At 61.5% G+C, this 18,922-nt stretch carries 18 protein-coding genes, 1 tRNA gene and 1 pseudogene; 9 read left to right on the forward strand and 11 right to left on the reverse strand.

Annotated features, from left to right (window positions below):
• Positions 1-16 precede the first annotated feature (16 nt).
• Positions 17-925 carry an alpha/beta hydrolase gene (locus NKI01_RS08535; protein WP_352482593.1) on the forward strand — a complete coding sequence of 303 codons (909 nt, stop codon included), beginning with the start codon at positions 17-19 and terminating at the stop codon, positions 923-925.
• A gap of 35 nt (positions 926-960) precedes the next feature.
• Here NKI01_RS08535 and NKI01_RS08540 read toward each other — a convergent pair whose 3' ends face one another.
• Positions 961-1,575, reverse strand: coding sequence for a TetR/AcrR family transcriptional regulator (locus NKI01_RS08540; protein WP_023717623.1), 615 nt, complete (start codon positions 1,573-1,575; stop codon positions 961-963).
• A gap of 98 nt (positions 1,576-1,673) precedes the next feature.
• Between NKI01_RS08540 and NKI01_RS08545 the strand changes: the two genes are divergently transcribed.
• Together NKI01_RS08545 and NKI01_RS08550 are read left to right on the forward strand one after the other, a co-directional pair.
• Positions 1,674-2,420, forward strand: a complete 747-nt coding sequence (locus NKI01_RS08545; RefSeq protein WP_352790022.1) for a 3-oxoacyl-ACP reductase family protein — start codon at positions 1,674-1,676, stop codon at positions 2,418-2,420.
• A 221-nt stretch (positions 2,421-2,641) separates the two neighbouring features.
• Complete coding sequence (locus NKI01_RS08550) at positions 2,642-4,543, forward strand: L,D-transpeptidase family protein (RefSeq protein WP_352962785.1); 1,902 nt, start codon at positions 2,642-2,644, stop codon at positions 4,541-4,543.
• An 11-nt stretch (positions 4,544-4,554) separates the two neighbouring features.
• Here the strand turns inward: NKI01_RS08550 and NKI01_RS08555 are convergent, their stop codons facing one another.
• Both NKI01_RS08555 and NKI01_RS08560 read right to left on the reverse strand, forming a co-directional pair.
• A complete protein-coding gene (locus NKI01_RS08555; RefSeq protein WP_352962788.1) occupies positions 4,555-5,031 on the reverse strand; it encodes a hypothetical protein in 477 nt (158 codons plus the stop codon).
• Between the two features lie 128 nt (positions 5,032-5,159).
• Positions 5,160-5,411 carry a PepSY domain-containing protein gene (locus tag NKI01_RS08560; RefSeq protein WP_352494647.1) on the reverse strand — a complete coding sequence of 84 codons (252 nt, stop codon included), beginning with the start codon at positions 5,409-5,411 and terminating at the stop codon, positions 5,160-5,162.
• A 255-nt stretch (positions 5,412-5,666) separates the two neighbouring features.
• Between NKI01_RS08560 and NKI01_RS08565 the strand changes: the two genes are divergently transcribed.
• Positions 5,667-5,879: a hypothetical protein gene (locus NKI01_RS08565; protein WP_352962791.1), complete on the forward strand. Its 213-nt coding sequence runs from the start codon at positions 5,667-5,669 to the stop codon at positions 5,877-5,879.
• Between the two features lie 90 nt (positions 5,880-5,969).
• Here NKI01_RS08565 and NKI01_RS08570 read toward each other — a convergent pair whose 3' ends face one another.
• The 3 genes from NKI01_RS08570 to NKI01_RS08580 form a co-directional block, all read right to left on the reverse strand.
• Positions 5,970-6,395, reverse strand: a complete 426-nt coding sequence (locus tag NKI01_RS08570; protein WP_352962794.1) for a hypothetical protein — start codon at positions 6,393-6,395, stop codon at positions 5,970-5,972.
• Positions 6,396-6,499: 104 nt separating this feature from the next.
• A tRNA-Val gene (locus NKI01_RS08575) sits at positions 6,500-6,574 on the reverse strand.
• A gap of 102 nt (positions 6,575-6,676) precedes the next feature.
• On the reverse strand, positions 6,677-7,360 hold the full coding sequence (locus tag NKI01_RS08580) for a phosphoglycolate phosphatase (protein WP_352482587.1): 684 nt from the start codon (positions 7,358-7,360) through the stop codon (positions 6,677-6,679).
• A 144-nt stretch (positions 7,361-7,504) separates the two neighbouring features.
• On the opposite strand from NKI01_RS08580, the gene rpiA reads away from it, so the two are divergent.
• The 3 genes from rpiA (at position 7,505) to gor (ending at position 10,308) form a co-directional block, all read left to right on the forward strand.
• A complete protein-coding gene (gene rpiA, locus NKI01_RS08585) occupies positions 7,505-8,236 on the forward strand; it encodes a ribose-5-phosphate isomerase RpiA (protein WP_023717615.1) in 732 nt (243 codons plus the stop codon).
• Entirely contained in the window at positions 8,223-8,801 is a 579-nt protein-coding gene (locus tag NKI01_RS08590; RefSeq protein ID WP_352494650.1) for a DUF2059 domain-containing protein, read from the forward strand. Before rpiA ends, NKI01_RS08590 begins: the two co-directional genes overlap by 14 nt.
• Before the next feature lie 118 nt (positions 8,802-8,919).
• A complete protein-coding gene (gene gor / locus NKI01_RS08595) occupies positions 8,920-10,308 on the forward strand; it encodes a glutathione-disulfide reductase (protein ID WP_352790013.1) in 1,389 nt (462 codons plus the stop codon).
• 57 nt (positions 10,309-10,365) lie between these two features.
• On the opposite strand, the gene mgtE is transcribed toward gor, so the two are convergent.
• Complete coding sequence (gene mgtE, locus NKI01_RS08600; RefSeq protein ID WP_352962797.1) at positions 10,366-11,730, reverse strand: magnesium transporter; 1,365 nt, start codon at positions 11,728-11,730, stop codon at positions 10,366-10,368.
• Positions 11,731-12,002: 272 nt separating this feature from the next.
• Positions 12,003-13,892 (reverse strand): ABC transporter ATP-binding protein/permease, encoded by a 1,890-nt coding sequence (locus NKI01_RS08605; protein WP_352962800.1) that lies wholly within the window; start codon positions 13,890-13,892, stop codon positions 12,003-12,005.
• Between the two features lie 641 nt (positions 13,893-14,533).
• Between NKI01_RS08605 and NKI01_RS08610 the strand changes: the two genes are divergently transcribed.
• On the forward strand, positions 14,534-14,968 hold the full coding sequence (locus NKI01_RS08610) for a hypothetical protein (RefSeq protein WP_023717610.1): 435 nt from the start codon (positions 14,534-14,536) through the stop codon (positions 14,966-14,968).
• Between the two features lie 6 nt (positions 14,969-14,974).
• Here NKI01_RS08610 and NKI01_RS08615 read toward each other — a convergent pair whose 3' ends face one another.
• Positions 14,975-15,652: a DsbA family oxidoreductase gene (locus tag NKI01_RS08615; RefSeq protein WP_023717609.1), complete on the reverse strand. Its 678-nt coding sequence runs from the start codon at positions 15,650-15,652 to the stop codon at positions 14,975-14,977.
• 23 nt (positions 15,653-15,675) lie between these two features.
• Positions 15,676-17,496 (reverse strand): annotated as a pseudogene (locus NKI01_RS08620) (extracellular solute-binding protein).
• A 230-nt stretch (positions 17,497-17,726) separates the two neighbouring features.
• Between NKI01_RS08620 and NKI01_RS08625 the strand changes: the two are divergent.
• Entirely contained in the window at positions 17,727-18,356 is a 630-nt protein-coding gene (locus NKI01_RS08625; RefSeq protein ID WP_352962803.1) for an invasion associated locus B family protein, read from the forward strand.
• A gap of 131 nt (positions 18,357-18,487) precedes the next feature.
• Here NKI01_RS08625 and hspQ read toward each other — a convergent pair whose 3' ends face one another.
• The gene (gene hspQ, locus NKI01_RS08630; RefSeq protein WP_352482577.1) at positions 18,488-18,811 is read right to left on the reverse strand and encodes a heat shock protein HspQ; all 324 of its coding nucleotides are present in this window, start codon (positions 18,809-18,811) and stop codon (positions 18,488-18,490) included.
• Positions 18,812-18,922: the final 111 nt, after the last annotated feature.

Raw genomic sequence — 18,922 nt, forward strand, 5'->3', positions numbered from 1 at the left:
TGGATGGATCGCCACTATGGCATCATTTGGACTGAAGGTCATCCGCGGCACGTTCGGCGTGGCCGAGCATGTGGCGCCGCGACTCACCGGGCGCGCTGCATTCGAGCTGTTCTGCCGCACGCCGCACGAAAAGAGCTTGAGCCATGGTGAGCGCCGCGCAATCGATCGCGCCGCCGATTTCATGACCGAAGCGCGCCATCACCGGCTAAAGACCAGAACCGGCTGCGTCATGGTGCATGAATTCCGGCCCGAGCCGGGCAGGGCGGCTGCAGGCACCGTGCTCGTCATCCATGGCTGGCGTTCGCGTACCGAATACATGCGCACATTGATCGAAGCCTATCGCGATGCCGGCTACAAGGTGGTCTCGCTCGATTTGCCGGGCCACGGCCAGTCGCAGGGCCGCCGGCTGACCCTTGTCAGTGCGGTCGATGCAGCACGGGTTGCCGGCGAATGGTTCGGCCCATTTGCCGCCATCGCCGGCCATTCCTTTGGTGGTGCCGTCGCCGCCAATGCCGTCGCCGGTTCAATCAGAAATATCCCGCCGTTGACGGCCGGGCGGCTGGTGCTAATCGCTGCGCCGAGCTCGCTTCCTGCGATCTTTGCCGATTTCAGCCGCATGCTGAATGTCGGCTCGCGCTCGCAGGTCGCCATGGCCGACCGGGTCGAGCGCATCGCCGGCCGGCCGCTGCACGAATTCACCGGTGACCGCCAACTGGCAAGCGCGCCGCTGCCGACGCTGGTGATCCACGCGCCGGACGACCGCGAAGTGTCCGCCGATCATGCAAGGCTCTACGCGCGTGCCGGCGACCATGTGCGGCTGTACTGGGCCGACGGGCTCGGCCACCGCCGCATTCTCGCGGACAAGGGTGTGGTGGAGCGCGCCGTTGGCTTCGTTGCCGGCAGGCTGGAGCCGTCTCTGCAGTGACCTGAATGTCTGTTCTTGTCTGCCGGGTTCGACCGTCACGCCGCCCCGGTGCTGGCCATCGCTATCCAAGCCGCCATTGCCCCGGCCACCGTCTCCAGAAGAGCCGAGCGCGACGCGCCGTCGCGCGCCTGGATCGACATGCCGTGCTGTACGGTCGCATAGAAGGTCGCGGCCGTACCGCAGTCGAAATCGGCCGGCAACTCCCCCTCGGCCACGCCACGCTCGAGGCGTCTCAGCAAGGCTTCGCGGTTTTCGGCACGGCGACGGCGCAGATCATCGCAGATGGCGCCGCGGCTCGAGTCCTGGTGCAATGCGCCGAGCGCGATAAGGCAGCCTTGCGGACGGCCGGTCTGCGAATAGGCCCTGGCCGTCTGGCGCAGGAATCGCTCGACCGCCTGGCGTGCGGTCGGCGCCTTTTCCAGCGCAGACCAGATATCGGTGCCTTCCACCTGCGTGTAAAGCTCGGTCGCCTCGAGGAACAGCGCTTCCTTGCTGCCAAAGGCTGCGTAGAGGCTGGGTGAGTTGATGCCCATTGCAGCGGTCAGGTCGCTTATCGACGCGCCCTCATAACCCTTGGCCCAAAACACTTCCATTGCCCGCCGCAAGGCGGCGGTTCGATCGAAGGTGCGGGGGCGGCCTCGTTCCGGCATGGTGTGCTTTCTGTGTTGATCGATACATAATTCAGTTGACGTGGTTCAGCAAGGCTGGCAGATATTTATGTATCAATCACTACAAAATGGAGAAGCAAATGTCATCCAGGAGCTTGAACGGCAAGGCCGCCCTCGTCACCGGCGGCAGCCGCGGCATTGGTGCGGCGATCGCACGAAGGCTCGCGGCCGACGGCGCGGGCGTGGCGATCACCTATGTGAATGGCGAGGAACGGGCGCGTTCGGTGGTCGGGGCAATCGAGGCGGCCGGCGGCCGGGCCTTCGCCATCAAGGCCGACAATCGCGATGCTGCCGCGATCGAGGCGGCAGTCAATGAGGCGGTAAAAGCCTTCGGACGGCTCGATATCCTCGTCAACAGCGCCGGCATCTGGCGCGCTGCGCCGATCGATGCCCTGTCGCTTGCCGACTTCGATGAGACAATGGAGGTCAACCTCAGAGCCCCGTTCGTCGCCGCCAAGGCAGCAGCGGCGCATATGGGCGAGGGTGGCCGAATCATCTCGATCGGCAGCAACCTGGCCGAGCGTGCCACCGATGCCGGCCTGAGCGCCTATTCGGCCAGCAAGGCTGCCTTGGTTGGCCTGACCAAGGCCTTTGCACGCGATCTCGGTCCGCGCGGCATCACCGCCAATGTCGTCCATCCGGGGTCGACGGATACCGACATGAATCCAGCAGGCGGCCCGCACGCCGAGCATCAGCGCCAGAAGATGGCGACGCCTCGCTTCGGCACGGCCGACGAGATCGCCGGCATGGTCGCCTGGCTTGCCGGCCCCGAAGGGCGCTTCGTGACAGGCGCGGCATTGACCATCGACGGCGGCGCCAACGCTTGAGGCTTGGCTCGCGGGCACTACCATTGGTCGGGGGCGAAGGCGGATTGGCTTGACCCGTCACGATGTTGTGAAACCGTTCTGCAACAGACGTTCCGAAATTTATGGAAGCTTAACGAAATCAGTATGAATCAGTATAGTCACGCCTTACATCCGCCATGCGGTGGGCGAGACCGTGAAAGCGGTGCGGAACGGGATCCGGGTTCAACCGGAGCGGGTGATCCATGAAACTCCTTGGAAACAAAGCCACCGTGCTGCCGTTTGCGGTGGCCGTGGCAATGCTGGCCTTCGGCGCGCCGCAGGCTGAAGCACAAGGGTTCTTCGACATGCTTTTCGGCGGCGGCGTCAAGCACGCACCGCCGAAAGGTAACTTTCCCCCGCCACCGTCAAAATACAAGCCGAGGCCCAAGGCGCCGGCCGCTTCCGGTGGTGGCGGTGGTGGTGCGCAAATCAGCAGCCCGTCCTATTACACCTACAAGAGCGATCCGCTGGTGCGCGTCGATTTTTCGGCACTGTCGGCAGCGCCTGAACCGGCAACGCCGCAGGATGCTGCGTTCGAGCCGGCGGCCACCGGGGCTGCATTCCGCGAAGCCATTGCCGGGCTCGACGGCTATGACCTCTATGCCGAGAAGGACATCGCCAAGGCGCTGATCGCCTACTACTCAGCCAATCCGGATTTCATCTGGGTGACGGGAACCAGTCCCAGCAGCCGTGCGCAGGATGCGGTGCGGGTGCTGGGCGAAGCCGCGAGCTACGGCCTGACGCCCGCCGACTACACCGTCGAAATTCCGGCAGCAGGCACATCGGCGGGCGATGCCGATGAACGCCTGAAAGAGCTGGTCCGCTTCGAGATGGCGCTGTCGGCACGCGTCCTGCGCTACGCCCGTGACGCACAAAGCGGCCGCGTCGATCCCAACCGCATGACCGGCTACTACGATTTTCCGCCGAAGCCGCTCGACATGGAAGGGGTGCTGAAGACGCTGGCCCATACCCAGCAAGCTCGCACCTACCTCGAATCGCGGCATCCACAGAACGCCGAGTATCAGGCGCTGCGCGTCGAACTGGAAGCGCTCCAGGCCAGCGCCGAAGACGAAATCACCATCGATCCCAATCTGCTGCTGAAGCCGGGGCAGACCAGCCCCGAGCTGCCGAAGCTTTTGACAAAGATCGCGCGCAATCTCGATGACGAGATGGGCGGCGCCTATGGCGAGGTCCTGGCGAGGCTCGCCACCAGCGAGGTCTACGATCCGGAGCTGGTGCCGGTGATCAAGGCGGTGCAGAAACGGGCCGGCATGAAAGGCGACGGCGTCATCGGCCCACGTACCGTTGCATCGTTGGCCGGAACGTCCAAGGCCGACAGGGTTCAGAAGGTTCGGGTCGCGCTCGAAGAGTTGCGCTGGCTGCCTTCCGACCTCGGCAGCCCGCGTGTCTTCATCAACCAGCCGGCTTTCACCGCGAGCTATATCGACGATGGCGAGGAGAAGCTGAAGACCCGCGCCGTCGTCGGCAGGCCCACCAACCAGACTGCTTTCTTCTATGACCAGATCGAGCAGGTCGACTTCCATCCCTATTGGGGCGTGCCGCAGTCGATCCTGGTCAATGAGATGCTGCCGCGGCTGCGCCGGGATCCGGGCTATCTCGACCGCGCCGGCTATGAGGTGGTCAATGCGCGCGGTAAGCGCATTCCCTCCTCCTCGGTCAATTGGGGCGCCTATGGCGCGAAGATACCCTACGGCGTGCGCCAGCTGCCGAGCGAGGCCAATGCGCTGGGCGAGTTGAAGATATTGTTCCCCAACAAGCACGCCATCTACATGCATGACACGCCGCAGAAGTCGTTTTTCCAGCGCGACATGCGCGCGCTCAGCCATGGCTGCGTGCGCTTGCAGGATCCGCGCGGTATGGCGGCTGCCGTGCTCGGCACCTCGGTCGACTACATCGAGGACAGACTGAAGCTCGGACATTCGACCGAAGACGTGACACGCAAGATCCCGGTCTATGTCGCCTATTTCACCGCATGGCCGGACCTGTCCGGCAATGTCGAATATTTCAACGACGTATACGGCCGCGACACAAGGCTGCAGCAGGCGCTCGACAGCACGGAAGCGGTGCGTTCGCCGGCAAGCTGAGGAATGCGGGTCTAGCGCTGAAAGAGCGGACGCCGGAAGCCGGCCTCGCGCCCGGCGATCAGCCAATAAACCAGGCCGGGTACAACGCCTGCCGCGGCAATGATACCGACATCGGCCCAGCGCTCCGGGTTCGTATCGTCTGGTACACTGGGCCAGATCAGGGCGAAGCCGCCAACCGCAGCCGCGGCGCCGAAGATCATATGCAGCCAAAAACTGCGCAGCGAGAAAAACTCGGCAATCAGTGCGAAGATCAGCGTCTGCAGGCCGGTCAGCACGATCGTCAGAAAATAGATGAACATGCCGAGCGGCGGCAACAGCAGCACCGCGACGGGGGTGACACCCATGACGTCGAAATAATTCGGCGCATTTGGCAGCGAGCTCAGCCCGCCATAGATCGCCGCCACCGCGATCAGCCCAACCAGTACCGCTATGAAATAACCCGCGAGCATCATCAGAAAGCGTTTCAATACGTGCTTTACCGTCGCCATGCCCACCCCCGCGCGCAATGATAGCACTCAGTCAGCCATCAAAGTCATATCTGCGCAAGGGTCTGTCGAAGGCCGGGGGCCTTCGAGGCGCGCTATTTTTTGGAATCTGGACCGTTGGCGGGACAGCTTCATTTCGGCGCGGCTGTCACCGGATCATAGGTGATTTCGACTTTGGCCTTGTCGTTCGTGTAATAAATGACGGTGTAGGCGCCGCTGTCCCAATCGATTTCCTTGATGTAGCGGAAGTCGTCGCGCTGCTCGACTTTGGCAATGATTTCCGACAGCTTCTTGGCATTCTGCGCCGGCACCGGATTGTCGTCCGCGGCAAAGGCCGATCCGCCGACAAGCAGCACGGCGGCCGCCAAAACAAGTCTGGACATGGCTTTCCCTCACATCTCGATCAGCAGAAACTCGTTTCCATGCAGGTTTGTTCCGGGATCGCGGAGCGTTGCGCTACAAGGAGGCACCGTCCGTACCTGATTTATGGCCGCCGAAAAAAGGCGACTGCTTAAAATCATGATGCGTCGCCTCAACATCGCGGCCATAACAGTGCCGACGGTCACTCGGGGGTCTACATGCAAATGCGTCATGCCATCATAATTGTACTTTTCATATCCTCCATCCCGGACGTTTCGATGCCTGTGCAGAAAGCCGAGGCGCTGGAACCTGAACGCTATACAGTCTATTGTGCCGACGACCGTATCGGGGTTTCGTTCTGGGATATCGAGCAGATGAAGGTGCGGGCCGGCTCCAACGTTTGCCAGTTCCAGAGCTATACGAGCTACAGCAGCGCCTTGAATTTCGCCCAAAAGAATTTTGGCGGCGAGGGGGCGACCTGCAGCTGCTAGCCGCTCTGGCTTGAAGGTGTTGCGTTAGGACGAAGCCTTCTGCGCTCACTTCACATCCCCACGCAGATCCGCAAGCGTAGGTTTCTCAGGCTAGAGCTTCCCAGACAGGCGCAAGCATAGAGAGACCTCGCCTTTCCAGCCGTACATCGACATTGGTGAGAAGGTCAGTCCGTGTCTTCCTGCCTGCGAAACCTGTGTGACCTGCCACTTCTGGTCGTACTCGGTGAAGTCGTGCTTTTCATCGTCTGGTAGATCAGCCACGCGCCAGAAGACAGGCTCCCGGTATTCCCAATTCTTGCTGTCTTCTTCGGTGCTTGCGTTAGTGGCGCCGCGCATTGCCAGAAACACGAAGGTTCCGGGCTTTGCGATCTTGATTCTGAACTCGTGATCTTTCGAAATCGATGTCCAGCACCCGGTTTCCTTGTCGACCGTGATGGAGATCGGCGATTTCGTCTGCGCCGCAACACTGGCGACAAGAACCCCGAGCAACACGCCTTTCGACAGTAGCCTCTTCATCAAACGCCCCGTTTTGGTCCGCGCGCCGGCCGCTATATTCTGCTTTGAAATATGAGAAGTCGCCCATAGAGGCTGGAAAGGAGAGGACGGCTAAGCAATGCAAATGGTGGGCGATGCAGGGATTGAACCTGCGACCCCACCCGTGTGAAGGGTGTGCTCTCCCGCTGAGCTAATCGCCCGCTCGTTGCCCGAAGGCCAAGCGCGCCGCGATATAAGGGAGGCCGGCCCGCGAAGTCAACCACTTGTCGGTCGGCATCTGGCGGTCCGGACTATGGCCGGCTTCAGCCCTCTGCCGCGGCCATCAGCCCTTGTACCATATCGAGCGTCAGCGAATCGAAATGCGAGATCACCGCCGACGGTTCAAACTCCCGCACATGACGGTCGGTGTAGCCGAAATCGACTGCCACCACCGGAATGCCGGCCGCCTTTGCCGTGTCGATGTCGGTCTGCGAATCACCGACCATCAGTGCACGGTGCGGGTCGCCGCCGGCACGCGCGATGGTCTGCGTGAGATGGCGCGGGTCTGGCTTGCGGAACGGAAAACTGTCCTGGCCGCAGATCGCCGCGAAATGCCTGGTCATGCCGAGCGCCTCGATCAGTGCCACCGAATTGGCCTCGTATTTGTTGGTGCAGATGGCCAGCAGGTACCCGGCCGCCTCGAACCGCGCGATCGCCTCCGGTACGCCCGGGTAGGGGCGCGATTTGCCGGGAATGTTAACGGTGTAATGGTCCAGAAACAGCTTTAGCAGGCGGTCGTGCTCCTCCACTGCCAGCGACCTGTGCTGCGCTGCATGGGCGCGCTCTATCATCACCCGGCCGCCATGGCCGACGAAGCGCTTGAAGCCGGCTTCGTCGACGGCCGTGAGCTGGCTGGCGGCAAGGCTGTGGTTGAGGCTGTCGAGCAGATCCGGCGCCGTGTCGATCAGCGTCCCGTCGAGGTCGAACACGATGATCGGTCGGGTCATGGCCTGTCCTGTGACGATTTGATTGCCGGCAGGCGATAACCGCTGCGGCCCGTTCAGGCAAGCCGGCTTATGCATCGCGGGCAAGGTCCTTTGACCAGCCCGGCAAAAATGCTACGAGCGCCGAAACGAATCTCGGGACCCGGCATGGATGCGAGGCAATTGAAGGTTGAGGCTGCGCGGGCAGCGCTTGCCCATGTCACGGACGGCATGCGGCTCGGCATCGGCACCGGCACGACAGCGGATGAGTTCGTGCGGCTGCTCGCCGACAAGGTCGCCACCGGCCTGACTGTCATCGGCGTGCCGACCTCGGAGCGCACCGCCGTCCTTTGCACCGAGCTTGGTGTGCCGCTGTCGACCCTCGAGGAAACGCCCGAGCTCGACCTCACCATCGACGGCGCCGACGAGATCGATCCGGCGCTGACACTGGTCAAGGGCGGCGGCGGCGCGCTGCTGCGCGAAAAGATCGTCGCGGCGGCCTCCGCCCGCATGATCGTCATCGCCGACAGCTCCAAGATGGTCGAGATGATCGGCCGTTTTCCGCTGCCCATCGAAGTCAACCGATTTGGCCTGCGCGCCACCGAAATTGCAGTTGGCGCAGTGGCTGCAAACCTTGGCCTTTCCGGCCCTGTTACACTGAGGATGACGGGGAGCCAGCCATTTGTTACAGACGGCGGCCATTTTATCCTCGATGCATCTTTTGGCCGCATTCCGGATACAAGAGCGCTTTCGAATGCTCTCCACGCCATTCCGGGCGTGGTCGAGCATGGTCTTTTCATCGGGCTGGCATCAACGGCCATCATAGCCGGCGGCGACGGCATCCAAACCGTCCATGCCGCCCGAAAACCAGGGAGTTTTACCGATCATGATGTTGCATAACCGGGTTGGCCGCTTTTTTGCCATTCTGGCGGCCTCGGCCGTTTTCGCGTTTTCGTCGCCGGCGTTTTCGCAGGATGTCACTGATGCGCATTTGAAGGCGGCGCGCGCCGCGGTCGCGGCGATCCATGCGACGGATACGTTCGACAACATCCTGCCGCAAGCTGCCGCGGCGCTCGAGCAGCAGCTGATCCAGAAGAACCCGGACATGCAGGAACTGATCGCCAAGACGATCAACGAGAAGGCGATGGCCCTGGCATCGCGCCGCGCCGACCTGGAAAAGGAAGCAGCGCTTGCCTATGCAAAAGTGTTCTCGGAAAAGGAGCTCACTGAAATCGCCGCCTTCTACAACTCCGATACCGGCAAGAAGCTGCTCGACAACGGCTCGATCGTGACGCGCGAGCTGGTGAAGGCTGCCGACATCTGGCAGAACGGCCTGGCTCGCGATCTCGCCCAACAGGTAGGCGAGACCCTGGGTGCAGCGGCGAATGCCAAGGCGCCGGCCGCACCTGCCGACGGTGCCGCCCCGGCCGATGGCGCTGCTCCTGCGGACGCGACACCGAATTGATCGCGAACTTCCGAGCGGCCTGACCGCCACTGGACCAGAAAGCCCGGCAAGTCCGGGCTTTTCTTTTGATGGTCGGCAGCCTACCTGTCTCGGTGTTTGAGGGGCAAGGAGTTCAGCCATGGCCGGTTACGACTACGATCTTTTCGTCATCGGCGGCGGCTCCGGCGGGGTGAGGGCGGCGCGCGTCGCGGCAGCACTCGGCAAGCGCGTCGGCATCGCCGAGGAATACCGCTATGGCGGCACCTGTGTGATCCGCGGCTGTGTGCCGAAAAAGCTCTATGTCTATGCCTCGCAATTCCCCGAGCATTTCGCCGACGCCGCCGGCTATGGCTGGACGGTGCCTGAGGCGCGTTTCGACTGGCAGACGCTGGTCGCCAACAAGGATCGCGAAATCAGCCGGCTGGAGGCCATCTACCAGAACAACGTGCAGGGCGCCGGCGGCGAAGTCTTTCACTCACGCGCCGTGCTGGTCGATCCGCATGTGGTGCATCTTCTCGGTGAGGATCGCACCGTTACCGCCGACCAGATCCTGATCGCTACCGGCGGGCGTCCGGCACCGCACCCGGCATTGCCCGGCCATGAGCACTGCATCTTCTCCAACGAGGCCTTCGACCTCAAGGAGCTGCCGAAGGCAATCATGATCGAGGGCGGCGGCTATATCGCCGTCGAATTCGCCAACATCTTTCACGGGCTTGGCGTCGACACGACGCTTGTCTACCGCGGCAAGGAAATCCTCAGCCGTTTCGACATGGACCTCAGACGCATGCTGCACGAGACGATGGAAAAGAAGGGGATAAGAATCCTCTGCCACGCCGTGTCAGAGTGGGTCAGGAAGCGGCCTGACGGCCGGCTCGACGCGCTTGTCACCGGCGGCACGGTGCTGACGGTCGATCAGGTCATGCTCGCCATCGGCCGCATTCCCAATACCGAGAACATGGGCCTGGAAGGCGTCGGCATCGAGATGACCAAGACCGGGGCAATCCAGGTCGACGGATACTCCCGCACCAATATCGACAACATCTGGGCGATCGGTGACGTCACCCACCGCGTGCAATTGACGCCGGTGGCGATCCACGAGGCGATGTGCTTCGTCGAGACCGCCTTCAAGGACAAGCCGACGGCGCCCGACCACGACACGATCGCGACCGCGGTCTTTTCCCAGCCCGAGATCGGCACGGTCGGCCTGTCGGAGGATGAGGCGGCAAAACGCTTTTCGGATCTCGAAATCTACCGCGCCACCTTCCGGCCAATGCGGCACACGCTTTCCGGCCGCGATGAAAAGATGCTGATGAAGCTGGTCGTCGACGGCGCCTCGAAAAGAGTCCTCGGCGCCCACATCCTCGGGCCGGATGCCGGCGAAATGGCGCAGCTTCTCGGCATACCGCTGAAGGCCGGGCTGACCAAGGATGATTTCGATCGTACCATGGCGGTGCATCCGACCGCGGCGGAAGAACTCGTCACCATGTACAAGCCGACTTACCGGGTGAGAGATGGTGAGCGCGTCTGACGCGACAAGAACCCATCGCGGCAACGGGATTGCCGCGATGGAAGTGCGTGAGTTTTTTTACAGCAGCGTTCCGCGCAGGATCACCAGCGCCACAGAAAAATAAATCACCAACCCGGTGACGTCGACCAGCGTGGCGACGAACGGAGCCGATGCGCTGGCCGGATCGAAGCCGATGCGCTTCAGGGCGAACGGCAGCATCGATCCAGACAGCGAGCCGAAGGTGACGATGCCAACCAGCGTGGCGCCGATCGTCATTGCGATCAGCGGCCAGTGGGGGCCGTAGTCGTAGAAGCCGAGATACTGCCAGAGCGCGATGCGGCAAACGCCGACTACGCCAAGGATCGAGCCAAGCACCAGACCAGTCGGCAGCTCGCGCAGGGCCACCCGCCACCAGTCGCCAAGGCCGATTTCGCGCAGCGCCAGCGCCCGGATGACCAGCGAGGTCGCCTGCGAGCCGGAATTGCCGCCGGAGCTCATGATCAATGGAATGAATAGCGTCAGCACGATCGCCTTTTCCAGCTCGCCCTCGTAGCTCTGCATCGCGTTGGCTGTCAGCATCTCACTGACGAACAGCGCGCATAGCCAACCGGCGCGCTTCTGGATCATCGCCAGAAAGCTCATCTTCATGTAGGGCTCATCCAGAGCTTCCATGCCGCCGAAGCGATGCACGTCCTCGGTCGTTTCCTCGATCATCGTGTCGATGATGTCGTCGATGGTGACAATGCCGAGGAGTTTGCCGTTGTCCACGACCGGGACGGCGAGCAGATCGTATTTCGAGATCAGCTGTGCGACCTTCTCGCTATCGGTCAGCGGCGACACGGTAATAGGCGCGCGATCCGGCGCAACCGCCATGATCAGCTCATCCGGCTCACCGGCAATCAGCCGGCGCAAGCTGGTCGAGCGCAACAGGACATGCGTTTTGGGATCGACGATGTAGATCGCATAGACGGTTTCGCGTGTCCGACCCACCTTACGGATGTAATCCAGTGTGCGGGCCACGCTCCAGTCCGGCGGCACGCTGACATATTCGGTCGTCATGAGCGAGGCGGCGCTGCCCTCGGGGTAGCCTAGAATGGCAAGCAGCGTCGCGCGCAGCGGCGGCGCCAGGCACCCAAGCAGTTCGGAACGAGCCGGTTCGTTCAGAGCGCGCAGTATGTCGGCGGCGCGGTCGACCGACATGGCGGCAAGCAGCCTGCCTGCCCTGCTGCGGGGCAGCGCCTCGACCAGTTCGGACGCGCCGTCGAGTTCAGGCTGGTCGAAGATCTCGACCAGCCGCTCGAACGGCACTTCGCAGAGCAGATCCGATGCTGTCTCGCGGGGCTCCTGATTCAAGGCCTCGACGATGTCGGCGACGTGTTCGTTGGCAAGTACGCGAGCGATGGCGATGGCATCGCCGCCCGCAACGGGGGAAAACTCGTTCATGGCTCACTCCTTGCCGTCCGGCAGGACGTGAGCCGGTCAGGTCACGTCAAGCGGACGGCGGTTGCGTTCGACTGTGACTGTCGCCAGGCATGGCGCGGTGACCTTTCTGCTCGCGGGTTCGGGTTGGGATCTCTGCGAGCCGGCGCAACATAGGAGCGCGCCTTGCCGAGTCAATCACGAGAGCGGGTTAAAACGGCGGCAAACCGACTGGATCGCGAGACTGTGATCGGGCTACGTGGCAGGCTGGCTGGATGCCGGCAGTGGTGCCGCGGCTATCTCTGCTTCAGCCGGCGGGGAAAGCGCAGCCATTTGTCCTCGGCCGGCCGCGTCGGCTGCGTGAGGATGGTGGTGAGCTCGACCGGCAAGCTCGGAACCAGCGGCTTCTTGGTGGCGACGCCGTCGGCGATCGCAACCACGCTGTGGTAGAATTCGGTTCCCGCGACCGATCTCGGCGGCGTCGCCTCATGCATGATCGAGATCACGGTTGCGTCGGGGCAATTGTCCTTGATCGCTTGGTGGAAGGCGATCTTTCCATCGGGGTCGAGCGCGCCGGTGGCTTCATCGAGGAACAGCAGTCCCGGTTGCTGCAGCACGATGCGGGCGACGACCAGCTTCTGTTTTTGCCCACCCGAAAGGATCTGATCCCAGATCTTTCCTTCACGGCTCTCATCGGCCAGATGCTCGATGAAGTCGCCGAGGCCGGCCTTGTGCAGGGCGGATGCGACCTGCACGTCGGCGTAATCATGTTCGGAACCGGGCAGGCAGACCAGTTGCTTCAGCGAAACCTGCTGCAACTTCACCTCCTGAGCGGCGTAGAAACTCCTGACCCCTTCCGGGAAGACGATGGTGCCGCGGCCATAAGGCCACAGCCCGTTGATCGCCTTGATCAGCGAGGTCTTGCCGCAACCGGATTCGCCCTTGAGGAACGTCCACTCGCCACGCCGGAAGCGCAAGTTCGCGGCACTCAGGAACGGCGTTGCATCCTCACCCTGATGCGCCAGTTCGAGCTTCTGGATGGTTAGGCCGAAGACCGGGTTCTGACGATCGTAGCGGAAGTCGGACCGGCCGGTCTGCTGGTAGAATTCCTGCGGCTGCTGGACGTTTTCGATCGCGTTTGCGAGTTCGGTCACGCGCTGGCTGTTGGCCCGCAACGTGGCAAGACTTGGCATGACATGGATGAACCACGAACACTTACTGATCAGCGCGTTGACTTGTTCGGAACATGTTATGTAACCCTTGAGGTCGAGGCCGTTGTGGATGAACGGCACCAGGCCAGGCCCGTAAGCGACAATTTTGGCACCGACAAAGTTGTAGACCGATTCGAATCCGGAATAGATGGTGTTGACGATGTTGAACCTCGACCACGTGCTATCGATGTCGAGATAGAGCCGGCCATGTATCGTCTTCTGCACGTTTTCGCCTTGCGAGGCCGCGATATGGAAGCTGCGGCGCAATAACGTGATCAGTTCGCCGCGATAGCTGCCTTCGGCCTTCTGCATCCTGATGTTGAGCGACTCCAGCATTCCGCCGAGTTTGACTGCGATCCAGGTGTTGAACGGCACGTAGATAGCTACCGCCAGCAGATCATGCACGACGCTCCCGTTGGTGCCGAGGAACTCGAGTCCTTTTACCTCCACAGAATTTGCCAACAAAGCTCCACCGACAAAGTAGAGCGAGGTGAAGACACTGAATACGCCCATGGCAAGCCCGATAGCGCCGCCCGTCATATCCTTGATCGATTCCTGCACGCGCTGGTCGAAGTTATCGGGCGCTGCCGTGCCGGACGAGCCATGCTGGGCGTGGTAGTGTGAATGGTTGGGGTCGAGTAGCGCCTCATTGAAGCGGCCGTTCAGCCAGCCACGCCATTTGCGATGCAATGTCGCCGATACAAACTTGCAGGTACCTGTGATGCCCATGTCCTTGAGCACGACCAACAGCACGAGCAAACCGGCATTGGTCAGTACTGTCTTGAGCGGCGTGGTATTCGCGGCATCGTGGAAAAAAGCGATCGAAGTCGCCAGCTCTGCCCCAGCCACGGTAAACCAGACGTCGGCTTTGCTGGAGAGCGCGGTGAGCAACGCGATCACCAGTGTCAGCGTCCAGGCTTCCACCCACTTGTCTGAGAACCAGTAGGCCCGCATCAGGCCCCAGAAGCTGCGCATCGACGATACGGGCGTCAGGGGCGACTGCCTTGCGGCACCGCGGAGCCATTTTTCCGATATTGAATGTCGCGTTGGTCTATCGACCCGAATCACTATCCCGCCCAAACGGTTTTTCTTTTGTTACGGACAGTAACACCAATTGATCATTTTCCATTAGCTTTTCTCCAGCCGCAGGTGGATTGGCTGGCCGGCCGTTGCAGTGGAGCAACAGAATGAATGCTCACGGCGCTAAGCTGTCACGTTTCGAGGGGCGGAATATCAACGCAATTTCAAACAGTTACTTGCCCGCCCCAGAGCAGGTAGACACCTTCCCCTAGGGAAGGTCTTCACACAGCTTTGTGAACATAGAAGCGCCGTCCAGCAGTCGATTTTCACAAGCTGAACCGATCTTCAGCCCGCCTTTACGGTCAGGTCCGACCTCGTCGGTGGCCAGAACGTGACCGTATGATTCGTGGTTGAAGCCGCCTTGTCACGAACCCGTAATCAGCCAAGCAATGACTTCTCCGGCACAGTCTAGGATGCGGACCAACATCCATTAGACCATGCTTTTTTAGAGCGCGAACAAAACTGCGTTTGACAATGATGCGCTACGGATCGAACCTGCCGGGGCGCATCCACGTTTGAACCGGGGGGAGTTCTTCATGCTTGCACGGACTTTTTTTGCCGCGATGCTCGCAACATTTGCCTGGCTGCCGCAAACATATGCCGGCAGCCAGACCGTTCCTGCAAACGCCGAGGGGCAGGTCGAGTTCAACACTCCGTCCGGCAATATCGGCTGCATCTATACGCCGAAGGGCGGCACCAGCACCTACGAGCCGCAGGATGGCGGACCGGAGCTGAGCTGTTCGCGTGTCGAGCCCAGCTACATCACCATCATCCTCGGGCCGAAACGCCCGGCGACGCTGATCAAGTATCCGGGCGAGCAAGGCTGCTGCGGCGACGTCACCAAGCTGGCCTACGGCAATAGCTGGAGCAAGGGGCCGTTTTCCTGCCAGTCATCCACCAAGGGATTGACCTGCACCGGCAAGCATGGCCATGGCTTTTTCGTCAGCAAGGCCAAGGTGACGGTGAAATAGTCCGGCTCAGTTGGCCGTTTCCAGCTCGCCGCGTGCCTTGGCCGCTGCAACCTGGCGGATCGCATCGGCAAGCGTATCGGCGTCCTGGGCTCCCATTACGGCATATTTGCCCTCAAGCAGAAAGCACGGCACGCCCGATATGCCCATGCGCGAAGCGGTGGCGATTTCGGTGCGCACCGCCTCGACATCAGCGTCGGTCGGCAGCAGCGTTTCGACCACGGAGGCATCCATGCCGGCCTCGCGGGCGGCTTCGATCAGCACGGCATGATCGCCGAGATTGGCGCCTTCCTCGAAATTCAGCTGGAACAGCCGGCGCACCAGCCGGTTCTGAACGGCCTCGCCGGCAGTCCCGGCCCAGCGAATGAGCCGGTGCGCATCCAGCGTATTGGGCGCGACCTTGATGGCGTCGAAGGCAAAGGAAATCCCTTCAGCCTCGCCCAACGGCTCGATCCGGGCATGGATTTCGCGGATGCGTTGCTCGCTGCCGAATTTCGCCACCATGTAGTCGCGGCGGTTCTTGCCTTCGGGCGGAATCGTCGGGTCGAGCTGGAAGGGCCGCCAGCGGATGTGAACGTCGATATCGACGGCGGCAATCGCCTTGTCGAGCCGTTTCTGGCCGATAAAGCACCAGGGGCAGACGACGTCGGAGACCACATCGACGGTAATCGAGTTCTCGTCGTTCATCTTGATCTCCTGTTCTGAAGAGGTCACTTCGGTTTGCGCCACCAGGTCGGCAACTGATAACCGTATATGGGCGTCTTTTGCGGATGTTCCAGATAGTTCCAATAAGCGAGCCATTGCCGGTTGTTGTGCTGCGTCGGCACCATGTAGTTACCGGAGATCAACAGCCGGTCGAGGACGCGGACGGCGGCGACATAGTCCTCCTTCGAGCGAGCTCTCAACATCGCCTCGATCGCCGCGTCCACCGCCGGATCGGCGACGCCGGCGAGGTTGAACGAGCCTTCGGCCTTGGCGGCAGCGGATCCCCAGCGCCCGGTTTGCTCGATACCGGGCGACAGCGAGTTGTTGAAACCGGTCGAGCCGACCAGCACCTCGAAATCGAAACGCTGCTTGCGCGACTGGATCTGATCACCGTCGAGGCTGCGGATACCGACATCGATGCCGAGCTTCTCAAGCGTGCGCTGATAGATAGCGGCAAGTCGCTCTTCGTCCTGCGAGGCGGTCAGGATCTCGAAACCGAACGGCTTTCCCTCGGGATCGAGCATCGCGCCGTCCTGCACCGTATAGCCTGCGCTCTTCAGCAGCTCGAATGCGGCCTTCAGCACCTTGCGGTCCTGGCCAGAGCCGTCGGTGACAGACGGCCTGTAGGTGCCGTCCATGACATCTGCAGGCACGCGGCCGGGGTAGGGGGCCAGCAGGGCCTTTTCCTTTTCGCTGGCCGGGTGGCCGAGCGCGGAGAGTTCGGAATTCTGCCAAAAGCTCATCGTTCGCGTGTATTTGCCGCCGAATAGATTCTTGTTGGCCCATTCGAAATCGTAGAGCATGCCGAGCGCACGCCGCACGACCGGATTGGAAAATTTCGGCAGCCGCGTGTTGAACAGAAAACCGTTGACCACCGGCGGAATGCCGGTGTCGAAAGTTTCGGCGATGACCTCGCCCCGGTGGAAGGCCGGAAAGTCGAGATCGCGCTCGCGTTTGACCGGGTCGCTGTCGTCGTCGATGGCGCAGATGCCTTTCTTGAACGCTTCCTGCTTGGCGTTGGCGTTGAGGAAATATTCGATGGTGATCTGGTCGTAATTGTCGAAGCCGCGCTTGGACGAAACGTCCTTGCCCCAATAGTCCGGATTGCGCTTGAACACGATGCGCTGGCCAGGCACGACTTGCGCCACCGTGTAAGGGCCGCTGCCGACCACCGGCTTCAGCGTGGTCCTGTCGAATGTGTCCTTGTTGAAAGCGTGTTTCGGGATGATCGGCGTCAGCGCAATGATCAGCGGAAATTCGCGGTCGGCCTTGTCGTTGAAGGTGAAGCGCACGCTGCGGTCGCCGGTCTTTTCGAGCTTGGCAATCGCTTTCATCCGCTGGCTGTAAGGTGGCCGGCCCTTCTCGGTGAAGACGTCATAGGTGAACAACACGTCTTCCGGCGTCACCGGTTCGCCGTCCGACCATTTGGCCCTGGGATCGAGGTGGAATTCGATGCCCTTGCGCTCGGGATCCATGTCGGCGGTATCGGCTAGCAGGCCGTAGAGACTGAAGGCCTCGTCGTAGTTGCGCTGCATCAACGGCTCGAAGACGAGATTGCCAAAGGCTTGATCCATCATGCCGCGCGCCGTGGTGCGCAGGCTTTTCATTATGACTGGATTCAGATTGGCGAAGCTTCCGACGACGCTTTAGGTAATGCTGCCGCCCTTCGGCGCGTCGGGGTTGACGTAGTTGAAATGCTTGTAGTCGGCCGGCAGCGCCGGCTCGCCCTGCATGGCAAGCGCGTGCTTCGGTTCCGACAGGGTCGGTTGCAGGGAAAGGCCGACAAACAACATTGTGGCGATCAGCCAAATGACAACGCGGCCCATGACCGTCTCCTTCCCGATTCGATGCGCAGCATACATGAGCCGGTCGTGCACCGGCCAACCCCCTGAGCCAATCCTTCGGCCAAGATTCGCGAGGCTCGGGCTGGATTCGGCATCGCTTGCAGTGTAACACGCCGTCCGAAGTCATTCTGTTGCCTCATTTCGGCAACAGGTAGCTGGACCACACGGCGCGAAAAAGCCGGTTCCGGGATCATTTGAGAGGAATGCACGACATGACCAGCCTGAACAGCAACGCGTACCGCCCGTCGGTCATGGCCGCTGGCGTGGTCGGCATTCTCGGCGCCGGGATTCCCGCTGCTTCCGCGCAGCAGCAACAGCAGATTCCGCAAGGCTGGTTCAAGGCCTGCACCAAGCAGGAAGACGTCGACATCTGCAATGTCCAGAACATCACCACCGCCGGCAACGGCCAGCTCATCACCGGCGTCAGCCTGATCGAATTGAAGGGCAAGGTGAACCGCAAGGTGTTCCAGGTGACGGTTCCGACCGGCCGGCTGGTTCCTCCCGGCATCGGCCTCCAGATCGACGGCGGCAAGGCGCAGAAGCTCGACTATGTGATCTGCTTCCCGGACCGCTGCGTGGCGGAAGTGCCGCTGACCGATCAGCTCGTCGCATCCTTCAAGAAGGGATCGGCGCTGACACTGACCTCGATCAATTTCCAGAACCAGCCGAATCCGATCAAGATTGCGCTGACCGGCTTCAGCGGCGCCTTCGACGGCCCGCCGCTGCAGCAGTCGGACATCGAGGACCGGCAGAAGAAGCTCCAGGAGTTCGTCGCCAAGAACAACCAGGATTTTGCCAAGAAGCTCAAGGAAGAGCAGGAAAAGGCGAAGGCCGCCAACTGATCGACTGCCGCCAACTGATCGACGGGTTTTCGAACAAACAAAAAGCGGGGTTCATGCCCCGCTTTTTTTGCTGAACCGGGTGATTGTCGGGTCCAGCCATGTCTCAAGCCGGCCAAGCCCTAGCTAAGTCATCAATGTCTCGATTGGTGCTTCGGTTCGTAGCGCCCGTCCGGCCTCTTCTCGAACATCTCACCTATCTGTGGATGCCGGACCGGTTCGCCCGACCGGTCCTCGAGCAAATTCTGCTCGGACACGTAGGCGATGTATTCCGTTTCCGAATTCTCGGCGAGCAGATGATAAAAGGGCTGGTCCTTGCGCGGCCGCACGTCAGCGGGGATCGCCTCGTACCATTCGTCGGTGTTGGCGAATTGCGGGTCGACATCGAAAATGACGCCGCGGAACGGAAACAGCCGGTGGCGAACCACCTGTCCGATCGAGAATTTGGCTGTCTTCATCGCACTCACCACTTGAACTTCTTGGACGCCACGCATCCTGGAACACGCAAGGAACGCTCCAAGACTTTAGACTCTAACGCATCGGTCCGGCAAAGATTGGTCCAGACCTTG

Source organism: Mesorhizobium sp. M0815 (assembly GCF_040319995.1).
GTDB lineage: Bacteria > Pseudomonadota > Alphaproteobacteria > Rhizobiales > Rhizobiaceae > Mesorhizobium.

Excerpts from the sequence above, each read along its gene's own strand:
- NKI01_RS08570 (WP_352962794.1), bottom strand. The coding sequence starts at position 6,395 with ATGAAGAGGCTACTGTCGAAAGGCGTGTTGCTCGGGGTTCTTGTCGCC.
- NKI01_RS08625 (WP_352962803.1), top strand. The coding sequence starts at position 17,727 with ATGACCAGCCTGAACAGCAACGCGTACCGCCCGTCGGTCATGGCCGCT.
- NKI01_RS08550 (WP_352962785.1), top strand. The coding sequence starts at position 2,642 with ATGAAACTCCTTGGAAACAAAGCCACCGTGCTGCCGTTTGCGGTGGCC.
- NKI01_RS08615 (WP_023717609.1), bottom strand. The coding sequence starts at position 15,652 with ATGAACGACGAGAACTCGATTACCGTCGATGTGGTCTCCGACGTCGTC.
- NKI01_RS08535 (WP_352482593.1), top strand. The coding sequence starts at position 17 with ATGGCATCATTTGGACTGAAGGTCATCCGCGGCACGTTCGGCGTGGCC.
- NKI01_RS08555 (WP_352962788.1), bottom strand. The coding sequence starts at position 5,031 with ATGGCGACGGTAAAGCACGTATTGAAACGCTTTCTGATGATGCTCGCG.
- NKI01_RS08545 (WP_352790022.1), top strand. The coding sequence starts at position 1,674 with ATGTCATCCAGGAGCTTGAACGGCAAGGCCGCCCTCGTCACCGGCGGC.
- NKI01_RS08580 (WP_352482587.1), bottom strand. The coding sequence starts at position 7,360 with ATGACCCGACCGATCATCGTGTTCGACCTCGACGGGACGCTGATCGAC.
- NKI01_RS08560 (WP_352494647.1), bottom strand. The coding sequence starts at position 5,411 with ATGTCCAGACTTGTTTTGGCGGCCGCCGTGCTGCTTGTCGGCGGATCG.
- NKI01_RS08590 (WP_352494650.1), top strand. The coding sequence starts at position 8,223 with ATGATGTTGCATAACCGGGTTGGCCGCTTTTTTGCCATTCTGGCGGCC.
- gor (WP_352790013.1), top strand. The coding sequence starts at position 8,920 with ATGGCCGGTTACGACTACGATCTTTTCGTCATCGGCGGCGGCTCCGGC.
- mgtE (WP_352962797.1), bottom strand. The coding sequence starts at position 11,730 with ATGAACGAGTTTTCCCCCGTTGCGGGCGGCGATGCCATCGCCATCGCT.
- NKI01_RS08610 (WP_023717610.1), top strand. The coding sequence starts at position 14,534 with ATGCTTGCACGGACTTTTTTTGCCGCGATGCTCGCAACATTTGCCTGG.
- rpiA (WP_023717615.1), top strand. The coding sequence starts at position 7,505 with ATGGATGCGAGGCAATTGAAGGTTGAGGCTGCGCGGGCAGCGCTTGCC.
- hspQ (WP_352482577.1), bottom strand. The coding sequence starts at position 18,811 with ATGAAGACAGCCAAATTCTCGATCGGACAGGTGGTTCGCCACCGGCTG.
- NKI01_RS08540 (WP_023717623.1), bottom strand. The coding sequence starts at position 1,575 with ATGCCGGAACGAGGCCGCCCCCGCACCTTCGATCGAACCGCCGCCTTG.
- NKI01_RS08605 (WP_352962800.1), bottom strand. The coding sequence starts at position 13,892 with ATGCGCAGCTTCTGGGGCCTGATGCGGGCCTACTGGTTCTCAGACAAG.
- NKI01_RS08565 (WP_352962791.1), top strand. The coding sequence starts at position 5,667 with ATGCCTGTGCAGAAAGCCGAGGCGCTGGAACCTGAACGCTATACAGTC.